Origin of the sequence: Gordonia sp. N1V, from assembly GCF_029269935.1 — a bacterium.
GTDB lineage: Bacteria > Actinomycetota > Actinomycetes > Mycobacteriales > Mycobacteriaceae > Gordonia > Gordonia polyisoprenivorans.
On record NZ_JARJDD010000016.1, the window covers coordinates 37,139 to 54,817 of the forward strand.

Here is a 17,679-nt window from a genome sequence, read left to right on the forward strand (position 1 = left end):
CTGGCGACTCAGTACCGCGCGATCTGACCGTCCTTGGGGGCGCGATACATTCGCCACAGCACCCGTGGGACAGCCCGCAATGGCACGGCCCGGGGCCAGTCCCGTGCGCGCAGCAATGCCTCGGTACCACCGTCGACGGTGATCACCGATCCGGCCATGAAATCGGCGGCGGGCGAGAGCATCAGCATCACCCACTGCGTGATCTGCTCCGGTGTTCCATACTCGCGCAGCGGAATCGGGAAGGACCGGACGTTCTTCGACGACGCACCGGTCAGTTGCGATTGCAGCAGCGGGGTCATTACCGGCCCGGGGGCGATGATGTTGACCGCGATCCCCTCCCCCGCCCATTCAGGATGGGTGCCGTGCACGCGACACCATCGGGTGACCGCGATTTTCGACGCCGCGTACGCCGCAGGGCCCGACAGCGCCTTACCCCGCCTGCGCAGGATCCGGGTGGCCCCCTCGGTGTCGCCGGCCTCGAGTCGGGCGACCGCGCGGCCTGGTACCAGCGGCGTCGCTGTCGTCGAATTGGAGCCGAAAACAACCACTTTCGACTTCTCACCGGCGGCAAGCAGTGGGCGGAAGGCGGTGAGCAGTTCGGTCACCCCAAGGAGGTTCACCTCGACGATGGTGCGTTCGGCTCCGCGCGCCGGGCCGAGACCGGCCGCGAGAACGGCTCCGGCGAGTGCGCCCTCAGCCCGGTCGAGGACCGCGGCGATCGCCGACGCACGCCCGTGCGGCGTCGAGAGGTCCGCGGTCACCTCGGCGCCGTCCCGATCGATCCCGATCACCGTATGCCCGGCCGCACGCAACGAATCGGCAACCGCCGCACCCATTCCCGACGCCGATCCGGTCACCACGTATGTCCCCACACGTTCTCCCTCAGCCGTGGTTGCGCGAACGCGCTCCCCGTTGTTCTGCTCGCAGCGTACGGTCATACGCTTCGTTGAAAGCGCGCAGTTCGCGCAACAGGACCTCCGGGGTACCAGGGTCGAGATCGGCGAAGACCTGTTTGAGGCGACTCACCCGCAGCATGCCGTCATGGGTGAATGCGGCCCGTCCGCTCTCGGTCGGGCGGATGAGCCTGCTCGTCGAGCCCTCGACGTCGAAGCGTTCGAGGTAGCCGAGTTTGATCGCGGCGTTGACCTGCCGGTTGACCGTGGACTGTTCGAGGTCGAGTTCGTCGGTGAGTTCCCGCAGGGTCCGTGCACGGCCGTCGGAGAGGACGAGCAGGATCGCGAACGCCGAGCTCTCGAGCACCGACTCGGCGGGGTGTTCGCTCTTGCGTCGATGAAAGCGGCTGAGTTCCTCGACGATGTCGCGGTAGAGCGGCGACGGCCACGGTGCGTGGTCGGCCCCGTCGAAGGTCACCGGCGCCGGACGTGACGTGCCGTTGCGCTCACCCTCGCGGAATCCGCCCACTGCGACCTCTTTCGACATCCGGCTCACCGACATTCTGCCGCAGCCGCCCGGTATGTCCGATTGAGGAGCCTCACGAGCTGCGCGGCTTGCATATGTACCTTACATATGTACGCTACATATAGCTTAGGAGGTGCGATGTCAGACACCAATTCGTCGCCGGCAGCAGAGAACCCGGCACCAGTAGAGTCCGTTCCGCGCAACGGGTCGTCCAATGGCGCCGCGATCGCCACCGTCATCGCGCTGTGTTTCGGTGGCCTCGTCGCATCCTTGATGCAGACGCTGGTCATCCCGATCCAGCCCGAGTTACCCACCCTGCTGGGCACCTCCCATTCCAACGCGTCGTGGGTGATCACCGCGACATTGCTGGCCGCCGCGATCGCGATGCCCATCGCCGGCCGCCTCGGCGATATGTTCGGCAAGCAGCGGGTCCTGGTGGGCAGCGCCGCGCTGCTCGTCGCCGGTTCCATCGTGTGCGCCCTGAGCAGTTCGGTCATCCCGATGATCGCCGGGCGTGCGATCCAGGGCTTGGCCATGGGCTTCATCCCCGTCGGCATCAGCCTCATGCGTGAGGTCACGCCACCCAAGATCACCTCGATGGCGATCGCCGCGATGAGCGCGACGCTCGGTGTGGGTGGCGCGATCGGTCTGCCGCTGTCGGCGTGGATCGCGCAGAGCTGGAACTGGCACGGCCTGTTCTGGGTATCGGCGATCCTGTCGTTGGCCGTCCTCGCCCTGGTCGTCGTGGTCGTCCCGCACGTCCCCGACGCGGTCGGTGGCCGTCTGGACTTCGTCGGCGCGATCGGCTTGGCCATCGGTTTGTCGGCCGCGCTCATCGCCGTGTCCAAGGGCAACGACTGGGGTTGGACGTCGGGCACCACGCTCGGCACGCTGATCGGCGGTCTCGTCGTGCTCGGGGCGTGGGGTTTCTATCAGCTGCGAACCCCCGAGCCGCTCGTCGACCTGCGGACCACCGCACGTCCGGCGGTCCTGCTCACCAACATCGCCGCCGTCGCCATCGGCTTCGGCATGATGGCGCAGTCGATCGTCATCCCGATGCTGCTCGAGATGGACGTTCGCACCGGAGTCGGACTCGGCCAGACCATGCTCGAGGCCGGCCTGTGGATGGCGCCCGGCGGACTGATGATGCTGGTCTTCGCCCCGGTCTCGGGCACGCTGATCAACAAGATCGGCGCCAAGTACACCTTGGCCATCGGCGCGACGGTGCTCGGTGTGGGCTATCTGCTCGCGATGTTCCTGATGAACTCTCCGTGGCAGCTGATGATCGCGTCGATCATCGCCGCGTCGGGCGTCGGCATCGGCTATGCGGCGATGCCCACCTTGATCATGGGCGCGGTGCCGATGACCGAGGCCGGTGCGGCCGTCGGCCTCAACGGATTGATGCGCTCGATCGGCACCACCGTCTCCTCGGCGGTGATGGCGGTGCTGCTCACCACCTCGACGATCAGCATGGCGGGCAACGACATTCCCACCCATACGACGTTCAAGTGGTGCTTCCTGGTGGGTGCCGTCGCCGCGTTCGTCGGTGTGGCCATCACGCTGTGTATCCCCAAGCGCGGCCCCAAGCCGACGCCGACGGGCGTGGTGATCGCCGACTCGGCAGCATCGGGCTCGGCGACACCGGGCTCGGCGACACCGGCCACCTCGCACTGACCCCGCGCTCGGCCCGTCAGACCAGCCGGTCGCCGGTCTCGGGGTGGAACAGGTGAACCGCGTTGTCGGCCTGCCGCAACCGGATTCCCTCTCCACGCTTGGCCGGCGCCCGCTGTGAAGAGCGTGCCACCACGACCATCGGATCACCGTCGAGGTTGTGGACCGATTCGTCGGCCAGCGAGGCGTAGACGTAGGTTTCGCTGCCGAGCTCTTCGAGAAGTGCGACGTCGGCGTTGAGTCCGGTGCCGTCGTCGGAGAGCGCGAGGTGCTCGGGCCGGATGCCGACGACGACCGAGCTCAGCCCGGACTTGCGCAGTGCCGCCTGCGATGTGGCGTCGATGTCGATGTCGGCTCCGGCGATCGAGATGGCGCCGTCGCGGATCGGCGCGGTGAACAGGTTCATCGCCGGTGATCCGATGAAGCCGGCGACGAAGGCGTTGACCGGGTGGTCGTAGAGTTCGGCCGGGGTGGAGAACTGCTGGAGTACACCGTGTTTGAGCACGGCGACACGGTCGCCCATGGTCATCGCCTCGACCTGGTCGTGGGTGACGTAGACGGTGGTGGTACCGAGTCGGCGTTGCAGCGCGGCGATCTGGGTGCGTGTCTGGACCCGCAGTTTGGCGTCGAGGTTCGACAGCGGCTCGTCCATGCAGAACACCTGGGGTTCGCGCACGATCGCGCGGCCCATGGCGACGCGTTGACGTTGTCCGCCGGACAGTTTCGCCGGTTTGCGGTCCAGATAGTCGGTGAGGTCGAGGAGTTTGGCAGCCTCGGCGACCTTGCGCTTGCGTTCGTCGGCGGGGATGCCACGCATCTTCAGCGCGAATCCCATGTTCTCCCCCACGGTCTTGTTGGGGTAGAGCGCGTAGTTCTGGAAGACCATGGCGATGTCACGATCCTTGGGGGCGACGCCGACCATGTTGTCCCCGCCGATGCGGATCTGCCCGGAATCGATCTCCTCGAGTCCGGCGAGCATCCGCAGCGCCGTGGATTTGCCGGAGCCCGACGGTCCGACGAGGACCACGAACTCGCCGTCAGCGATGTCGAGGTCGAGGGAGTCGACGGCCAGTGACTCGGCGCCCGGGTAGACGCAGCAGGCCTTGTCGTAGGTGATGGTTGCCATGAGGTTCTCCTGTTGGTACGAAAGCGCTTGGGTGAGTGGGTGACCGGCGCGATTACTTGATCGCGCCGAAGGACAGGCCGCGGACGAGTTTGTTCTGGGCGATCCAGCCGCAGATCACCACCGGCAGCGCGGCCAGGACCGACGCCGCCGACAGTTGCGCCCAGTAGAGGCCCTGCCCGGACATGAAGCCGGTCAGGAAGACCGGCATCGTCTGCCCGTTGACGGCGGTCATGTTGACGGCAAAGAAGAATTCGTTCCACGAGAAGATGACGCAGATCAGTGCGGTGGCCGCGATACCCGGAGAAATCAGCGGCAGAATCACCTCACGGACCGAGGTCCACAGACTGGCGCCGTCGATGCTGGCGGCCTCGAGTAGTTCGCCGGGCACCTCGAGGAAGAACGACCGCATCATCCACACCGCGATCGGCAGATTCATTGCGGTGTAGAGGATCACCAGGGTCCACACGTTGTCGAGCATCCCGATCTTGCCCACGATCACATACAGCGGGATGATCGCGGCCACGATCGGCAGCATCTTGGTGGAGATGAAGAAGAACAGCGCGTCCTTGGTCTTGCGGACCGGGCGCAGCGACAACGCGAAGGCCGCCGGCACACCGAGGACCAGAACCAGGATCGTCGAGACGATGGTGGCGAACAGCGAATTGAGCAGTGGCGTACCGATTCCGGCGTCGAAGACGTTGCGGAACTGCTGCAGGGTCGGGGCGAAGAAGAACGTCGGCGGGTTGGTGGCGGCGTCGCTTTCCTTCTTGAACGCGGTCAGCACCATCCACAGCACCGGGAAGAAGAACCCGATGGCCAGGATCCAGGTGAGTGCGGTCAGCCCCATCTGGCGTGGGTTGCGGCTGCGGCGTACCTCCGGCGTCGACGCCGGAGTGGTGGTCGGGGCGGGGCGGGTGTCGGTACTCATCAGGCCGGCTCCTCTGTTCCGGTGAATGACTTGAAGATCAGGCGCAGGGCCAGTGACGCGACGACGATCGTGCCGATCACCGTGACCACGCCCATCGCGGCGGCCTGCCCGATGTCGAATCCGAGGAAGGCACGCTGATAGATGTAGTAGGACAGGTTGGAGCTGGCCACACCCGGTCCGCCGGAGGTCATCATGTAGACCGCATCGAAGGTGTTGACCAGGTAGATGGCGCCGAGCACCGTGCCGAGCTCGATGAACCGCCGCAGGTGCGGCAGGGTCAGTTCGCGGAAGAGCCGGAAGCTGGTGGCGCCGTCCACGCGTGCGGCCTCCTGGATGTCCCGCGGCATCGACTGCAGTCCGGCGAGGATCAGCAACATCATGAAAGGTGTCCACTGCCAGACGAGTTCGGCCATCACGCTGGCGAGTGGGAATTCCGAGAGCCAGTCGGTGTGAATGCCGAACGGGCTCAACGCCCAGTTGACCAGGCCGTTGGTCGGCGAGAGCAGGCTCGTCTTCCACAGCAGCGCCGCGGCGACCGGTGTCACCAGGAACGGGGTGATCAGCAGGGTCCGAACCACGCCGCGCCCCAGGAACTTCCGGTCGAGCAGCAGGGCGAAGATCAGTCCGAGAACCACCGAGATGATCACGGTGCCCACGATCAGCAGGATGGTGTTGAGGGTGACCGTCCAGAATTGGCTGTCACCGAACACCGCGACGTAGTTGTCGAATCCGACGAAGCGACGTGAGCCCGGACGCACCAGGTTCCACGACTGCGTCGAGTAGTAGAGCGTGAACACGAACGGCACCTGGGTGACCACGATCATGAAGATCAAGGCGGGCAACAGGGGTCCGCGTCGACGCCAGCCCTCGGCGCGACTGATCTGGTCCTTCTTCGAGGTCACCGGCCACCCCTGATCGGGGGGCACGTGCGCGCCTCGCGCGGATACTGCGGTGGCCATCTCTACTGCTCCCTCTGGTAGGACTTGCCGACGACCTCGGCGTACTGCTGGGCCTGTTCGAGTGCGTCGTGGACGCTGATCTGCCCGGCGATCGCCGCCGAGATCTGTTGGCTCACGCGGGTTCCGAGATCCTGGAACTCGGGGATCGCCAGGAACTGGATTCCGGTGTAGGGCACCGGCTCCAGCGTCGGCTTGTCCTGGTTCGCCGCCTGCATCGCCTGCAGGGTCTGCTGCGCGAACGGCCCGGAGATCTTCTGATAGGCCGGCAGCTGGTAGGTCGAGAGCCGACTACCGGGCGGGACGTGCGTGGCGCCCAAGGTGTTCGCCACATGTTCGATGTACTTGCGGTTGGTCATCCAGTCGATGAACTTCCACGCGTCGTCGCGGTGTTTGCTGCTCGACGGGATCCCGAGCGACCAGGTGTAGAGCCAACCGTTGTCGCCCTTGGCCATTCGTGGGGCCGGCAGGTAGCCGACGTCGCCGGCGATGGTCGAGGTGTCCGGGCTCTCGAGCACCGACACCGCCGAGGTGGCGTCGTACCACATCGCGACCTGGCCCTGCGACATCAGGTTTCCGCATTCCTGGAAGCCCGACGACGAGGCACCGGCCTCCCCGTACTTGCGCACCGTGTCGACGTAGAACTGGACGGCGGCCTCGACCTGCGGACTGGTCAGCTGGGCGTTCCAGTTCTCGTCATACCAGCGACCACCGTAGGCATTGATGACGGTGTTCAGCGGGGCGAGCACCTCACCCCAACCGGGCTTGCCGCGCAGGCAGATTCCCGCGGTACGGTCGTTGGTGAGTTTGCGAGCGGCGTCGGCGACCTGCGGCCAGGTGGGGTCCGCGGGCAGCGTCACACCAGCCTGCGAGAACAGCTTCTTGTTGTACATGAGGAATGACGACTCGCCGTAGAACGGGGCCGAGTACATCGAACCCTGGTACGAGAGCGCTGATTTCAGAGTCGGAATGAAATCGTTCGCGTTGTAGGAGGGGTCGGCGTCCATGTACGGGGTGAGATTGACCAGCCACCCGTTCTTCGCCCACATGGGTGTCTCGTAGTTACTGATCATCACCACGTCGAACTCACCACCGCCGGTGGCCACCGACGCGGTGATCTTCGCGCGCGCTTCGTTTTCCGAGAGTGTGACGAAGCGGACCTTGGTGCCCGGGTTCTCCTGCTCGAACTGGCCGGACAGCTTGATCGCGTCCTGCATCTGCGAATTCGAGACCATTGCGACCGTCACTTCGCGGTCACCGCCGCCGGTGAGCGAGCCGGCACCGGCACATCCGGTGGCCAGCAGACCGATCGTGGCGGCCAAGGCCACCAGTCCGGCCTTGCCGCGGCGGCGTGACGGGGAGAGATGCCCGCTCGGGAATCTCGCTCGTAGGGATCTCACTGCTGACCTTCCTGTTGTGAGACAAGCCATTCCGCGGTCGGGACGTCGGTGACAAGGATGGTCGCGTAGCCGCCGCGGAGTGCGCCGAGAATGGATTCGGCCCGGTGGGTGCCACCGGAAATCAAGATCGCCGTGGGGCAGGCCTTCACCGCGTCGAGGGGGACCGAGACGGTCCGCTCCACCAGACTCGATTCGACGGCGATGCCCTGTGCGTCGTAGAAGCGCCCGCCGATCTCGCCGACCGCGCCGAGTTCGAGCAGTTCGTCGAGGACGATCGCATCGATGAATGCGCCCTCGAACAGGGTCGTCGATGTCGACACCGAACCCACTCCGAAGAGCATCACCTGCGCGCCACGTGCTGCCGACAGAGCCTGGGAGACAACCGAATCACGATTGAGGGCGGCGACGGTGTCGGGGTCGACGAACAACGGTGCGACCAGGCGCAGCGGCTGCGCGTGCAGACGCTCGGAGAAGCGGGCCAGCGCGTGGTCGACGCCGGTGTGGTATTCGACGGAGGTCATCGAGCCGTCCATCTGCACCACGCGTTGCGCCGCCGCGTTGGCGGTCATCGCGTCGGCGGTCGCGACCTGCTCCGGACCCCAGGTGAAGCCGAAGGTGTCGGCGGGTTGGATGCGCCGCGACAGGATCGACGCACCCGCGCGGCCGAGAGCGGCATTGCCCGACGCGGTGCCGTCGGCGACCTCGTCGATGATCAGCACCTCGTCGAGACCGAAGATCTGCTCCACCGTGCGTTCGAGGTCGGTGTGAATCGACGCCGACAGATGCTCGGGAGCGGTCACCGACACCTGGACGAGCCCCTGGGCACGGGCTCGCGCGATGAGCCGTCCGGCCGTCGGACGTGACACCCCGAGCCGGCCGGCGATGTCTGCCTGCGTCAATCCCTCGAGGTGATACATCGTCGCGGCGCGCACGAGCAGCCGCAGATCCTGACCGGTGTCGGCGGCGGGCCGGCCGGCTGACCCACGCCCGGTGGCCGGTCGTTTCGGTGGACCGTCGGGCACGTCCTTCGCGGCATCTGCCACATCTTTGCGAGAAGGCACTCGTCGACTCCGTTCGATCTCGGTGGTCCTGTGGAGCGTGGTGAGCATCTGCTCACTAGCCGTTCATGTGCTCAGTACGCTAACATCCTCGATGTGAGCCACGCAACAATGATCGAGAAACGTGATGCGCTGTCCGAATCCATGCGCGCCGGCGTTCTGCATCCCGACCTCCATCTGTCCGTCGAGGAGCGCCCCGTACCCACCCCGGCCGTCGGCGACGTGTTGGTGCAGGTCAGCGCGGTCGGAATCTGCGGGTCGGACACCCACTACGTGCGGCACGGACGTATCGGCGACTTCGTCGTCCGCGAACCCCTGATCCTCGGCCACGAGGCCTCGGGCACGATCGTCGCCGTCGGCGCAGACGTGGATGCGGCACGGATCGGCGAGCGCGTATCGATCGAACCGCAGCGGCCCGACCCGGCGTCGGCGGAGTCGATGCGCGGTGCATACAACCTGTGCCCGCACATGCGCTTCTACGCCACCCCACCGGTCGACGGCGCTCTCGCCGGGTTCGTCACCATCGGCGCCGCCTTCGCCCACCCGATTCCCGACGAGATCAGCGACGAGGCGGCCGCACTCTTCGAGCCGTTGTCGGTGGGCATCGCCTCGATGCGCAAGGCGGGCGTGGGCCCCGGTGACGCCGTGCTCATCGCCGGGGCGGGCCCGATCGGACTGATGTGCGCCCAGGTCGCCCGGGCGTCCGGGCTGACCCGCATCGTGCTCAGTGAACCCGATCCCGAACGTCGCACGCGAGCACTGGATTTCGGTGCCACCGAGACAACTGCCCCCGGCACCGGGTTGGCGCCGGTGGATGCCTTCATCGATGCCAGCGGTGTCGCGGCCGCAGTCACCGCGGGTCTGCGTGCGTTGCGGCCCGGCGGACGGGCCGTGCTGGTCGGCATGGGCTCCGACACCATGGACCTGCCGGTCTCACTGATCCAGAACCATGAGATCGTACTGACCGGGGTCTTCCGCTACGCCAACACCTGGCCGACCGCGCGAGCGTTGGTGACGTCGGCCGCCGTCGATCTCGACGCGATGGTCACTGCCCACTACGGGCTCGACGAGATCGCCGAGGCACTGGACTCCGATCGCATACCCGGAATGATCAAAGCTGTTGTCCATCCGCAGGTTTCGCGATACCGCACAGGTACCCGACCCGAACCGACCCGAAAGGACCGTTCGTGAGCACTCTCGCCGACGCCCTCCCGCTCAACACCACCATGCTGGGTTCTGTCGGTGACGTGCCGACGCCGCGCTACGACCGGGCCACGGTCACCACGGGCATCGTGCACTTCGGAGTCGGCGGCTTCCATCGTGCCCACCAGGCCTTCTACGTCGATCAGCTGCTCGCATCCGATCCGTCATGGGGAATCTGCGGTGTCGGCGTGCGGCCTACCGACGCGCGGATGCGGGATGCGCTTGTGCCACAGGACGGTTTGTACACCCTGACCCTCAAGCATCCCGACGGTGCGGTGGAGACATCGGTGATCGGCTCGATCGTCGAGTACCTCTATGCACCCGACGATCCGGAGGCCGTTCTGGAGAAGCTCGCCGATCCGGCCGTCCGCATCGTGTCCCTGACGGTGACCGAGGGCGGCTACAACTTCTCGGCGGCCACCGGCGAGTTCGACGCCGACAATCCGGACATCGTTGCCGATCTTGCCGGAACCGCGCCGCCGACAACCGTCTTCGGACTCGTGGTGGACGGCCTGGCCCGACGCCGCGAGCGGGGCGTGCCCTCGTTCACCGTGATGTCTTGTGACAACATCGCCGGTAACGGCCATATGGCGCATTCGACGTTCCTCGCCTACGCCCGGCTGCGCGATCCGGAGCTGGCGGCGTGGATCGACGAGCACACGCGGTTCCCGAATTCCATGGTGGACCGCATCACCCCGGCCACTCCCCCAGAACTGGCCGGCGAGGTCGCTGAGCGTACCGGGATCGCCGACGCCTGGCCGGTGGTGGCCGAACCCTTCACCCAGTGGGTGCTCGAGGACCATTTCTCGTGCGGCAGGCCGGCTCTCGAGGATGTAGGTGTGCAGGTCGTCGCCGACGTCACGCCGTACGAACTCATGAAACTCCGTCTGCTCAATGCCGGACATCAGGCACTGTGCTACTTCGCCCATCTTCTGGGGTATCGCTACGTTCACGACGCCGCGGTCGATCCCGATCTTCGGGAGCTGTTGCGCCGCTACATGTCCGAGGAGGGCAAGCCGACGCTTGCACCCTTGTCCGACGTCAACGTCGATGCCTACATCGAGACGCTGCTCGAGCGATTCGGCAATCCGGCCATCGCCGACACGATTGCCCGGCTGTGCCAGGACTCCTCCAACCGCATCCCGAAATGGCTGGTACCGGTGATCCGGGACCGTCTCGCGCAGCGTGGTTCCGTGAGACTGTCGGCCGCGGTGGTGGCGAGCTGGACGCGCTACGCCGAGGGGGTCGACGAGCACGGCGATGCGATCACCGTCGACGACCCGCTGTCCAATCACCTCGTCCCGTTGGCGCAGCGCTCACGTACCGAACCGCTGGCATTCCTCTCCGACACATCACTGTTCGGCGACCTCGCCGAGGACGAGTCGTTCACCGAGCCGTATCGGTGGGCGTTGGAATCCCTGCGCAACAGCGGTACTCGTGCAACCCTCCAGGAGCTGCTGTCATGACCCTCGTCGCCGGCGTCGACTCCTCGACGCAGTCGTGCAAGGTGGTCGTCTGCGACGCCGACACCGGCGCCGTGGTGCGCTCGGGCAGCGCACCACATCCGGGCGGCACCGAGGTCGACCCGGAGGACTGGTGGCTGGCGCTGACCGAGGCCATCAGGGCTGCGGGCGGTATCGACGACGTCGCCGCGCTGTCGGTCGCCGGTCAGCAACACGGGATGGTGTGCCTCGATGCGGCCGGGCGTGTGGTGCGTGAAGCGCTGCTGTGGAACGACACTCGCTCGGCCGCCGCCGCCGACGATCTCATCACCGAGCTCGGCGGCCCCCATAAGTGGGCGGAGGCCGTTGGCGTGGTGCCGGTGGCGGCGATCACGGCCGCCAAGCTGCGATGGCTGGCCGACCACGAACCCGACCATGCCGAAGAGACCGCGGCTGTCTGCCTACCCCATGATTGGCTCACCTGGAAACTCGCCGGCGGCACCGACATCGGCGCTCTGACGACCGACCGCAGCGATGCCTCGGGCACCGGCTACTTCTCCGCCGCCGACGAGAAGTATCGAACAGATCTGCTGCAATTGGCATTTCGCGATCGACTACCGAGGATTCCACGGATCGTCGGACCCGGTGAGGCTGCCGGGAAGACATCCGGCGGTGTCGTACTCGGCGCCGGTGTCGGCGACAACGCCGCCGCGGCACTGGGTTTGCAGGCGGGTACCGGCGACGCGATCGTGTCGTTGGGAACTTCGGGCGTCGTCAGCGCTGTCGGCGAGGTCGCGCCGTGCGATGCCTCCGGGATCGTCGCCGGGTTCGCCGATGCGACCGGGCGGCACCTTCCGCTGGTGTGCACACTCAATGGCGCAACGGTGTTGGCGGCGACTGCGCAGATGCTCGACGTCGATCTGACGAGGTTCGCCGACCTCGCGCTGTCGGCTCCCACAGGCGCCGACGGCCTGACGATGGTGCCCTACTTCGGTGGTGAACGCTCCCCCAATCTGCCTGCGGCGACGGGAACCCTGGCCGGGATCACCCCCGCCAACTTCTCCGCCGCCCACGTCGCACGTGCCGCCGTCGAAGGCCTGCTCTGTTCGCTCGTCTACTGCCGCAACCGGATCGAGGATCAGGGCATCAACGTGCAGCGGTTCCTGTTCATCGGCGGGGGCACCAAGTCGTCGGCGGTACGCGCGATCGCTCCCGCCTTGTTCGACGGCACCGTGGCGCTGCCCGCCGACGGTGAATACGTGGCACTCGGCGCCGCCCGCCAGGCCGCGTGGGCACTGACCGGCGAGCTCCCGGAGTGGCGCGTCGAGTCCGAGACAGTCACGGCTACACCAACTCCAGAAGTATTCGCGCAGTACGCCGCCGCAGCGAAGTGGTACTCGGCGGCTGTCGGCGGGTAACACCCGAGGCTTGCTGTTCGAGGCGTGTTGCGTCCACCCACCGGTACGGCGGGTCTCGAGGCCTCGTCGCTGGCGCTCCCTTTTCTCCCGCTGGTCGAGGTGCCGAGGACCGCTAGCGGAGTTCCCTTTTCTTCCGGTGGTCGAGGTGCCGAGGAGCGTTAGCGACGAGCCTCGAGACCTGTTGCACCGCTGCTGGTTTCCGGCCATTTACGGAAGCACGTGACGGGGTCTAGAGTCCGTGGTCACCGAGTAGTTGGGCGAGTCGGTTCTCGACCGGCGAGCCAGGGTCGGGGGTGAGGATCTCAACGAGGTCGTAGTACCCGTGTCCGATCGGGACTCGGGTGCGCCGTAGTCGGCCGGTGGGCAGCATCGATCCCCGGTCGTCGCGCTCGGCGAGATCGGTATCGGCACTGGCAGCGGCCCCACTTGGTGGTGGGTCGGGTGGTGGATGCAACTCCGCGCGGACGCGAGCCAACGCCGCGGCATAGGTGGCCCCGACATCGGGTAGTGCGTTGGTGCGTTTCGGGTTCGGTTCGGCTGCGCCGACGGGGGTGTTTGTGCGCCACCAGCATCGTCCTGCCCACGGCCCGTCCCGATAGATGCCGGTCGTGAATTGTCCGGGTTTGTCGCCGACCATGCGGTTGTGTTTGCCGCAGGCGGGGGCGAGGTCACCGATGTTGGTGAGCCCACCTTTCGCGTGGTCTGTGGTGGCGTGATGGATTTCGACGTGCGCGGCGGGTTGGGTGCATCCGGGAAACGAGCAGTACTCGCCGCCGTCTTTGGCGAACAGTGCGATCCGCTGGCCTTGGCTCGCCAACCGGGCGCGCCCGAGGTAGAGGGGCAGACTGGTGTGGTCGTCGAACACCGCCAACCAGGGTTGGCTGTGAGCCGCTAACGCGATCACATCCCGGATTGGGAGGAGGGTGCCGGTCGCGGTGACGCCCATCCCGGTCTGCGCAATCAACTCCGACAGCGATGCTTTGATGATCAGATGCGGCGGTAGGCCTCGATGGGATTGGGGGCCGAGACCGACATCCAGTCCGGCGCGCAGGACTGCTTCCAACGCGTCGTGGTTGCGTTGGACCTGGTCGCGGTGATCGCGGGCTGCCGCGGCAGTCAACGCGTCGGGGTCGGCGTCTTCGCGACTGCCGGTGGGGGAATCGGGGTCGGCGGGGTTGTTCATTCCGGGGGCTGCCCACGCGGCGAGTACCGCTTCGAGGTGCGCGGTCAGGGTCGGGGTCATCTGCCCCGACAACCCACTCATTTTCTGCGCGTCTTGCCGGCCGATGCGGATCTGGCGGCGGCGTTGCCGATCCGAATCGTCGGTCAGGTGGCCGTCGGGGTCGAGGTGCGCCAACACCCGTGCCCCCAAAATCCGCAAATCAGACGGGGTGTGGGTGCGGGCGAACCCGGCCATCGTGGCGTCGGCCGACATTTTCTCGTCGAACGGCACTGCCGCGGGAATGCGGTCCAACACGTCGATCACCACCGCCGCATGCGACGAGCCGGCCGCACCGGAGGCCATCGCGTCGGCCAACGCCGGGTACTTCGGCGCGGCGACCTCACCGGTAAAGGTGTGGAAGGTGGCGGTCGCTTTCAGTTGCTTCCACCGCCGCCACGGTTCCGACACACGCAACAAGCCGATCATGGCGTCGGTGATCGACCCGAACCCGTACTCCCGGGCCAAATGCCGGTCGGAGAATTCCACAATCTGCCGATCCCCCTGAACGGTGACCCGGGTGATCAACTGTTCGGTGGACTGGGCGACCGCGACCAGGTCGTCGTTGGACAGGCCGGTCAAATCATCGGTGGCCAGCGCATCGACCACACGGTGGGCGAGGGCGAGTTTCTGGGTGGTCGACAACCCCGACACGTCGGGCAGTGCGTCGTCGGGGAACGCGGTGTCGACCATGATTGTCACCCCCCGGCGATAGCGAACACGTGTTTGCGTGTTGTTGTGTTCGAGTGTATGCCGGTATTGTCGGGTTGGCAAGAGGTTGTCGAATGTTTTTTCGGGTGAGTCTTCGTTGGGTTCCAGCGTCGGTTCGGCTCGGTCTCGAGGCTCGGCGCCTGGGGCGCCTCGCACCTCGACCACCGATGAACGGCTCGGCGCCTGGGGTGCCTCGCACCTCGACCACCGATCGGAAAGGGCTCGACGGGAAGGCGGAAGAGCGCCCTTACCACCGTGGGGACGGTTCACTCACCTCCAGAACCCGCGCTCCTCCAGGAGCGCCACCGCACGATGACCGCCGCGGAGGAAGTGGCCTTCGGTCAGCGTGCGTGCCATACCCGGCGAGCGGCCGGCGAGTGCATCGACGATCTCGCGATGATCCCGCAAGGACGACGCGACCGAGTCCGGGTGGGAGTCGAAGAAGCCGGACGGGATTGCCCCGCTGAGGAGTTTGAGTTCGGCGATCAGGCGCCGTGAGCGGGTGCCGAGGTTGATCAGCCGATGAAAGCGGAAGTTGAGGCGCTCGATCTCGAGGAGCTCGGTCGCCTCCTCCATCTCGGTCGCCAACACACGCAGCTCGTCGAGGTCGGTGTCGGAGAGAGTCGCCGACGCACGTTCGGCGGCCAGCCCGGAGATCACGCCGAGCATCCAGTAGTGATCGCGAATGTCCTCGCGGGACAGGTCGGCCACAAAGGCGCCGCGCCGTGGAATCGTCTCGATGATTCCCTCCCCGCTGAGTGAGATCAGCGCCTCACGCACCGGCAGTTTGCTCATCCCGAGAGATTCGGCGACCGCATCCTGATCGACCTTGGTTCCCGGCCGCATCTCGCCGGCGAAGACCATGCGGCGGATCTCCTGGGCCGCAATCTGCTTGAGCACCGACGATGCCGCCTCGACCGATCGACCACCCACGGGCTGTGCCACCACTGCCTCCTCGACTCACATCAACGCGCAGAGATTATCAAACTCAACTATCACTCACCCGCTATGTAAGACATAGCCAGGAGATATAGTTCGGATAGTTGGCACAACCCCACAGATTTGATAATTTCGATCGCATGGCTTCACCCGCACAGCAGCACACCCCGGCCGTCAGCGCGGACGACTTCGAGCAGATCCGCTCGGTGGTCCACGACTTCATCCGCACCAAGGTCGTGCCGCGCGAGAACGAGATCGCCGAGACCAACGCCATCCCCGACGACCTGCGCGCCCAGGCAGCCGAGATGGGACTGTTCGGCTACGCGATCCCCGAAGAATGGGGTGGCCTCGGCCTCGATCTCACCCAGGACGTCGAGCTGGCGATGGAGTTCGGCTACACGACGCTCGCTCTGCGGTCGATGTTCGGCACCAACAACGGCATCGCCGGGCAGGTGTTGGTGAACTTCGGGACCGACGAGCAGAAGAAGGATTGGCTCGAGCGCATCGCCTCCGGCGACGTCGTCGCCTCCTTCGCGCTCACCGAGCCCGGCGCCGGCTCGAATCCCGCCGGCCTGCGCACCAAGGCGACGCTCGACGGCGACCAGTGGGTGATCGACGGGCAGAAGCGTTTCATCACCAACGCACCGATCGCCGACCTGTTCGTCGTATTCGCCAGAACCCAGCGCCGGGAGCGAAGCGAGCGGGCTGAATCAGAACAGTCCGCAGAAGGCAAGAACACAGGTATTGCCGTATTCCTGGTTCCTGCCGACACACCAGGGGTCGAGGTCGGAGTCAAGGACAAGAAGATGGGCCAAGAAGGGGCGTGGACCTCCGACGTCAGCTTCGACGGCGTGCGTGTGCCCGCCTCGGCTCTCGTCGGCGGTGACGAGGAGACCGGATATCGCGCCGCGATGACCTCCCTGGCGCGAGGTCGGGTGCACATCGCTGCGCTCGCGGTCGGGCAGGCACAACGTGCCCTCGATGAGTCGGTCGAATACGCGGCCAATGCCACCCAGGGCGGAAAGCCCATCGGCTCTTTCCAATTGGTGCAGGCCATGCTCGCCGACCAGCAGACCGGGGTGATGGCCGGGCGCGCACTCGTACGTGACGCCGCGCTCAAATACGTCACCGGCGAGGACCGACGGACCGCACCATCGGTGGCCAAGCTCTACTGCACCGAGATGGTCAGCAAGGTCGCCGATCTCGCGGTGCAGGTCCACGGCGGCACCGGTTACATGCGCGAGGTTCCGGTGGAGCGGATCTACCGCGACGTCCGCCTGCTCCGGCTTTACGAAGGCACCAGCGAGATCCAGCGACTCATCATCGGCGGCAACCTCATTCGTGCGGCAAGCAAGTAGCCCACCGCGCCACACCATCTCAGCACACTCACACGACAGGATTCCCATGCCCGGACCACTCTTGAAGGACCAGACCGCCGTGATCACCGGTGCCGCACAGGGTATCGGCTTCGCCATCGCGCAATTGTTCGTCGACGAAGGCGCCCACGTCGTCATCGGTGACATCAATGCCGAGGCCGCGCAGAAAGCCGCCACCGAACTCGGCGGGGACGGTGTGGCCGTCGGCGTGGCGTGCGATGTGACCCGCGGCGCCGACGTGGACGCGCTACTCGCAGCTGCTGCACAACATTTCGGACCCGTCGACGTGATGGTCAACAACGCGGGCATCACCCGGGACGCCACCATGCGCAACATGACCGAAGAGCAATTCGACCAGGTCATCAACGTCCACCTCAAGGGCACCTGGAACGGCACCCGTAAGGCGGCGGCGATCATGCGCGAACGCAAGAGCGGCGCCATCGTCAACCTCTCCTCCCTGTCGGGCAAGGTCGGCATGGTCGGACAGACCAACTATTCGGCGGCCAAGGCCGGGATCGTCGGTATGACCAAGGCTGCGGCGAAAGAGCTTGCGCACCACGGGGTACGGGTCAACGCCATCCAGCCGGGTCTCATCCGCTCGGCGATGACCGAGGCGATGCCGCAGAAGGCGTGGGATCAGAAGATGGCCGAGATCCCTATGAAGCGGGCCGGTGAGGTCAGCGAGGTCGCCACGGTCGCACTGTTTCTCGCAACTCACCTGTCCTCCTACATGACCGGCACGGTCATGGAGGTCACCGGCGGACGGTTCATGTGACATGAGCAGCAACCGGTTACGCCGCGCTGCTCTCGAGG

The 17,679-nt window shown here is 66.2% G+C and carries 15 protein-coding genes; 6 read left to right on the forward strand and 9 right to left on the reverse strand.

Annotated features, from left to right (window positions below):
* Window positions 1-8: 8 nt before the first annotated feature.
* Window positions 9-872, reverse strand: a complete 864-nt coding sequence (locus tag P3L18_RS19425; RefSeq protein WP_276114957.1) for an SDR family oxidoreductase — start codon at window positions 870-872, stop codon at window positions 9-11.
* 10 nt (window positions 873-882) lie between these two features.
* Entirely contained in the window at window positions 883-1,440 is a 558-nt protein-coding gene (locus P3L18_RS19430) for a MarR family winged helix-turn-helix transcriptional regulator (protein ID WP_253194091.1), read from the reverse strand.
* A 117-nt stretch (window positions 1,441-1,557) separates the two neighbouring features.
* Between P3L18_RS19430 and P3L18_RS19435 the strand changes: the two genes are divergently transcribed.
* Entirely contained in the window at window positions 1,558-3,093 is a 1,536-nt protein-coding gene (locus P3L18_RS19435) for an MFS transporter (protein ID WP_276114958.1), read from the forward strand.
* A 16-nt stretch (window positions 3,094-3,109) separates the two neighbouring features.
* On the opposite strand, the gene ugpC is transcribed toward P3L18_RS19435, so the two are convergent.
* The 5 genes from ugpC to P3L18_RS19460 all read right to left on the reverse strand — a co-directional run bounded on the left by ugpC (window position 3,110) and on the right by P3L18_RS19460 (window position 8,561).
* Complete coding sequence (gene ugpC / locus P3L18_RS19440; protein ID WP_014361699.1) at window positions 3,110-4,216, reverse strand: sn-glycerol-3-phosphate ABC transporter ATP-binding protein UgpC; 1,107 nt, start codon at window positions 4,214-4,216, stop codon at window positions 3,110-3,112.
* Between the two features lie 52 nt (window positions 4,217-4,268).
* Window positions 4,269-5,144, reverse strand: a complete 876-nt coding sequence (locus P3L18_RS19445) for a carbohydrate ABC transporter permease (RefSeq protein ID WP_006367985.1) — start codon at window positions 5,142-5,144, stop codon at window positions 4,269-4,271.
* A complete protein-coding gene (locus P3L18_RS19450) occupies window positions 5,144-6,103 on the reverse strand; it encodes a sugar ABC transporter permease (RefSeq protein WP_276114959.1) in 960 nt (319 codons plus the stop codon). Before P3L18_RS19450 ends, P3L18_RS19445 begins: the two co-directional genes overlap by 1 nt.
* A gap of 2 nt (window positions 6,104-6,105) precedes the next feature.
* Window positions 6,106-7,428, reverse strand: a complete 1,323-nt coding sequence (locus tag P3L18_RS19455; protein ID WP_276115000.1) for a sugar ABC transporter substrate-binding protein — start codon at window positions 7,426-7,428, stop codon at window positions 6,106-6,108.
* Between the two features lie 68 nt (window positions 7,429-7,496).
* Window positions 7,497-8,561, reverse strand: coding sequence for a sugar-binding domain-containing protein (locus tag P3L18_RS19460; protein ID WP_172398908.1), 1,065 nt, complete (start codon window positions 8,559-8,561; stop codon window positions 7,497-7,499).
* A 108-nt stretch (window positions 8,562-8,669) separates the two neighbouring features.
* On the opposite strand from P3L18_RS19460, the gene P3L18_RS19465 reads away from it, so the two are divergent.
* The 3 genes from P3L18_RS19465 to P3L18_RS19475 are packed head-to-tail and all read left to right on the forward strand — an operon-like array spanning window position 8,670 to window position 12,621.
* Window positions 8,670-9,749 (forward strand): NAD(P)-dependent alcohol dehydrogenase, encoded by a 1,080-nt coding sequence (locus P3L18_RS19465; protein ID WP_276115001.1) that lies wholly within the window; start codon window positions 8,670-8,672, stop codon window positions 9,747-9,749.
* A complete protein-coding gene (locus P3L18_RS19470; RefSeq protein WP_276114960.1) occupies window positions 9,746-11,227 on the forward strand; it encodes a mannitol dehydrogenase family protein in 1,482 nt (493 codons plus the stop codon). Before P3L18_RS19465 ends, P3L18_RS19470 begins: the two co-directional genes overlap by 4 nt.
* The gene (locus tag P3L18_RS19475; RefSeq protein ID WP_276114961.1) at window positions 11,224-12,621 is read left to right on the forward strand and encodes an FGGY family carbohydrate kinase; all 1,398 of its coding nucleotides are present in this window, start codon (window positions 11,224-11,226) and stop codon (window positions 12,619-12,621) included. The genes P3L18_RS19470 and P3L18_RS19475 overlap by 4 nt, the downstream gene beginning before the upstream one ends.
* 229 nt (window positions 12,622-12,850) lie before the next feature.
* On the opposite strand, the gene P3L18_RS19480 is transcribed toward P3L18_RS19475, so the two are convergent.
* Both P3L18_RS19480 and P3L18_RS19485 read right to left on the reverse strand, forming a co-directional pair.
* The gene (locus tag P3L18_RS19480; RefSeq protein ID WP_276114962.1) at window positions 12,851-14,533 is read right to left on the reverse strand and encodes an HNH endonuclease signature motif containing protein; all 1,683 of its coding nucleotides are present in this window, start codon (window positions 14,531-14,533) and stop codon (window positions 12,851-12,853) included.
* Window positions 14,534-14,821: 288 nt separating this feature from the next.
* Window positions 14,822-15,496, reverse strand: coding sequence for a GntR family transcriptional regulator (locus tag P3L18_RS19485; RefSeq protein ID WP_079931062.1), 675 nt, complete (start codon window positions 15,494-15,496; stop codon window positions 14,822-14,824).
* A gap of 134 nt (window positions 15,497-15,630) precedes the next feature.
* On the opposite strand from P3L18_RS19485, the gene P3L18_RS19490 reads away from it, so the two are divergent.
* On the forward strand, window positions 15,631-16,848 hold the full coding sequence (locus tag P3L18_RS19490) for an acyl-CoA dehydrogenase family protein (RefSeq protein ID WP_276114963.1): 1,218 nt from the start codon (window positions 15,631-15,633) through the stop codon (window positions 16,846-16,848).
* Between the two features lie 46 nt (window positions 16,849-16,894).
* A complete protein-coding gene (gene fabG, locus P3L18_RS19495; protein WP_276114964.1) occupies window positions 16,895-17,641 on the forward strand; it encodes a 3-oxoacyl-ACP reductase FabG in 747 nt (248 codons plus the stop codon).
* The last annotated feature ends 38 nt before the right edge of the window (window positions 17,642-17,679 follow it).

Excerpts from the sequence above, each read along its gene's own strand:
- P3L18_RS19430 (WP_253194091.1), bottom strand. The coding sequence starts at position 1,440 with ATGTCGAAAGAGGTCGCAGTGGGCGGATTCCGCGAGGGTGAGCGCAAC.
- P3L18_RS19435 (WP_276114958.1), top strand. The coding sequence starts at position 1,558 with ATGTCAGACACCAATTCGTCGCCGGCAGCAGAGAACCCGGCACCAGTA.
- ugpC (WP_014361699.1), bottom strand. The coding sequence starts at position 4,216 with ATGGCAACCATCACCTACGACAAGGCCTGCTGCGTCTACCCGGGCGCC.
- P3L18_RS19445 (WP_006367985.1), bottom strand. The coding sequence starts at position 5,144 with ATGAGTACCGACACCCGCCCCGCCCCGACCACCACTCCGGCGTCGACG.
- P3L18_RS19450 (WP_276114959.1), bottom strand. The coding sequence starts at position 6,103 with ATGGCCACCGCAGTATCCGCGCGAGGCGCGCACGTGCCCCCCGATCAG.
- P3L18_RS19465 (WP_276115001.1), top strand. The coding sequence starts at position 8,670 with ATGATCGAGAAACGTGATGCGCTGTCCGAATCCATGCGCGCCGGCGTT.
- P3L18_RS19475 (WP_276114961.1), top strand. The coding sequence starts at position 11,224 with ATGACCCTCGTCGCCGGCGTCGACTCCTCGACGCAGTCGTGCAAGGTG.
- P3L18_RS19480 (WP_276114962.1), bottom strand. The coding sequence starts at position 14,533 with ATGGTCGACACCGCGTTCCCCGACGACGCACTGCCCGACGTGTCGGGG.
- P3L18_RS19490 (WP_276114963.1), top strand. The coding sequence starts at position 15,631 with ATGGCTTCACCCGCACAGCAGCACACCCCGGCCGTCAGCGCGGACGAC.
- fabG (WP_276114964.1), top strand. The coding sequence starts at position 16,895 with ATGCCCGGACCACTCTTGAAGGACCAGACCGCCGTGATCACCGGTGCC.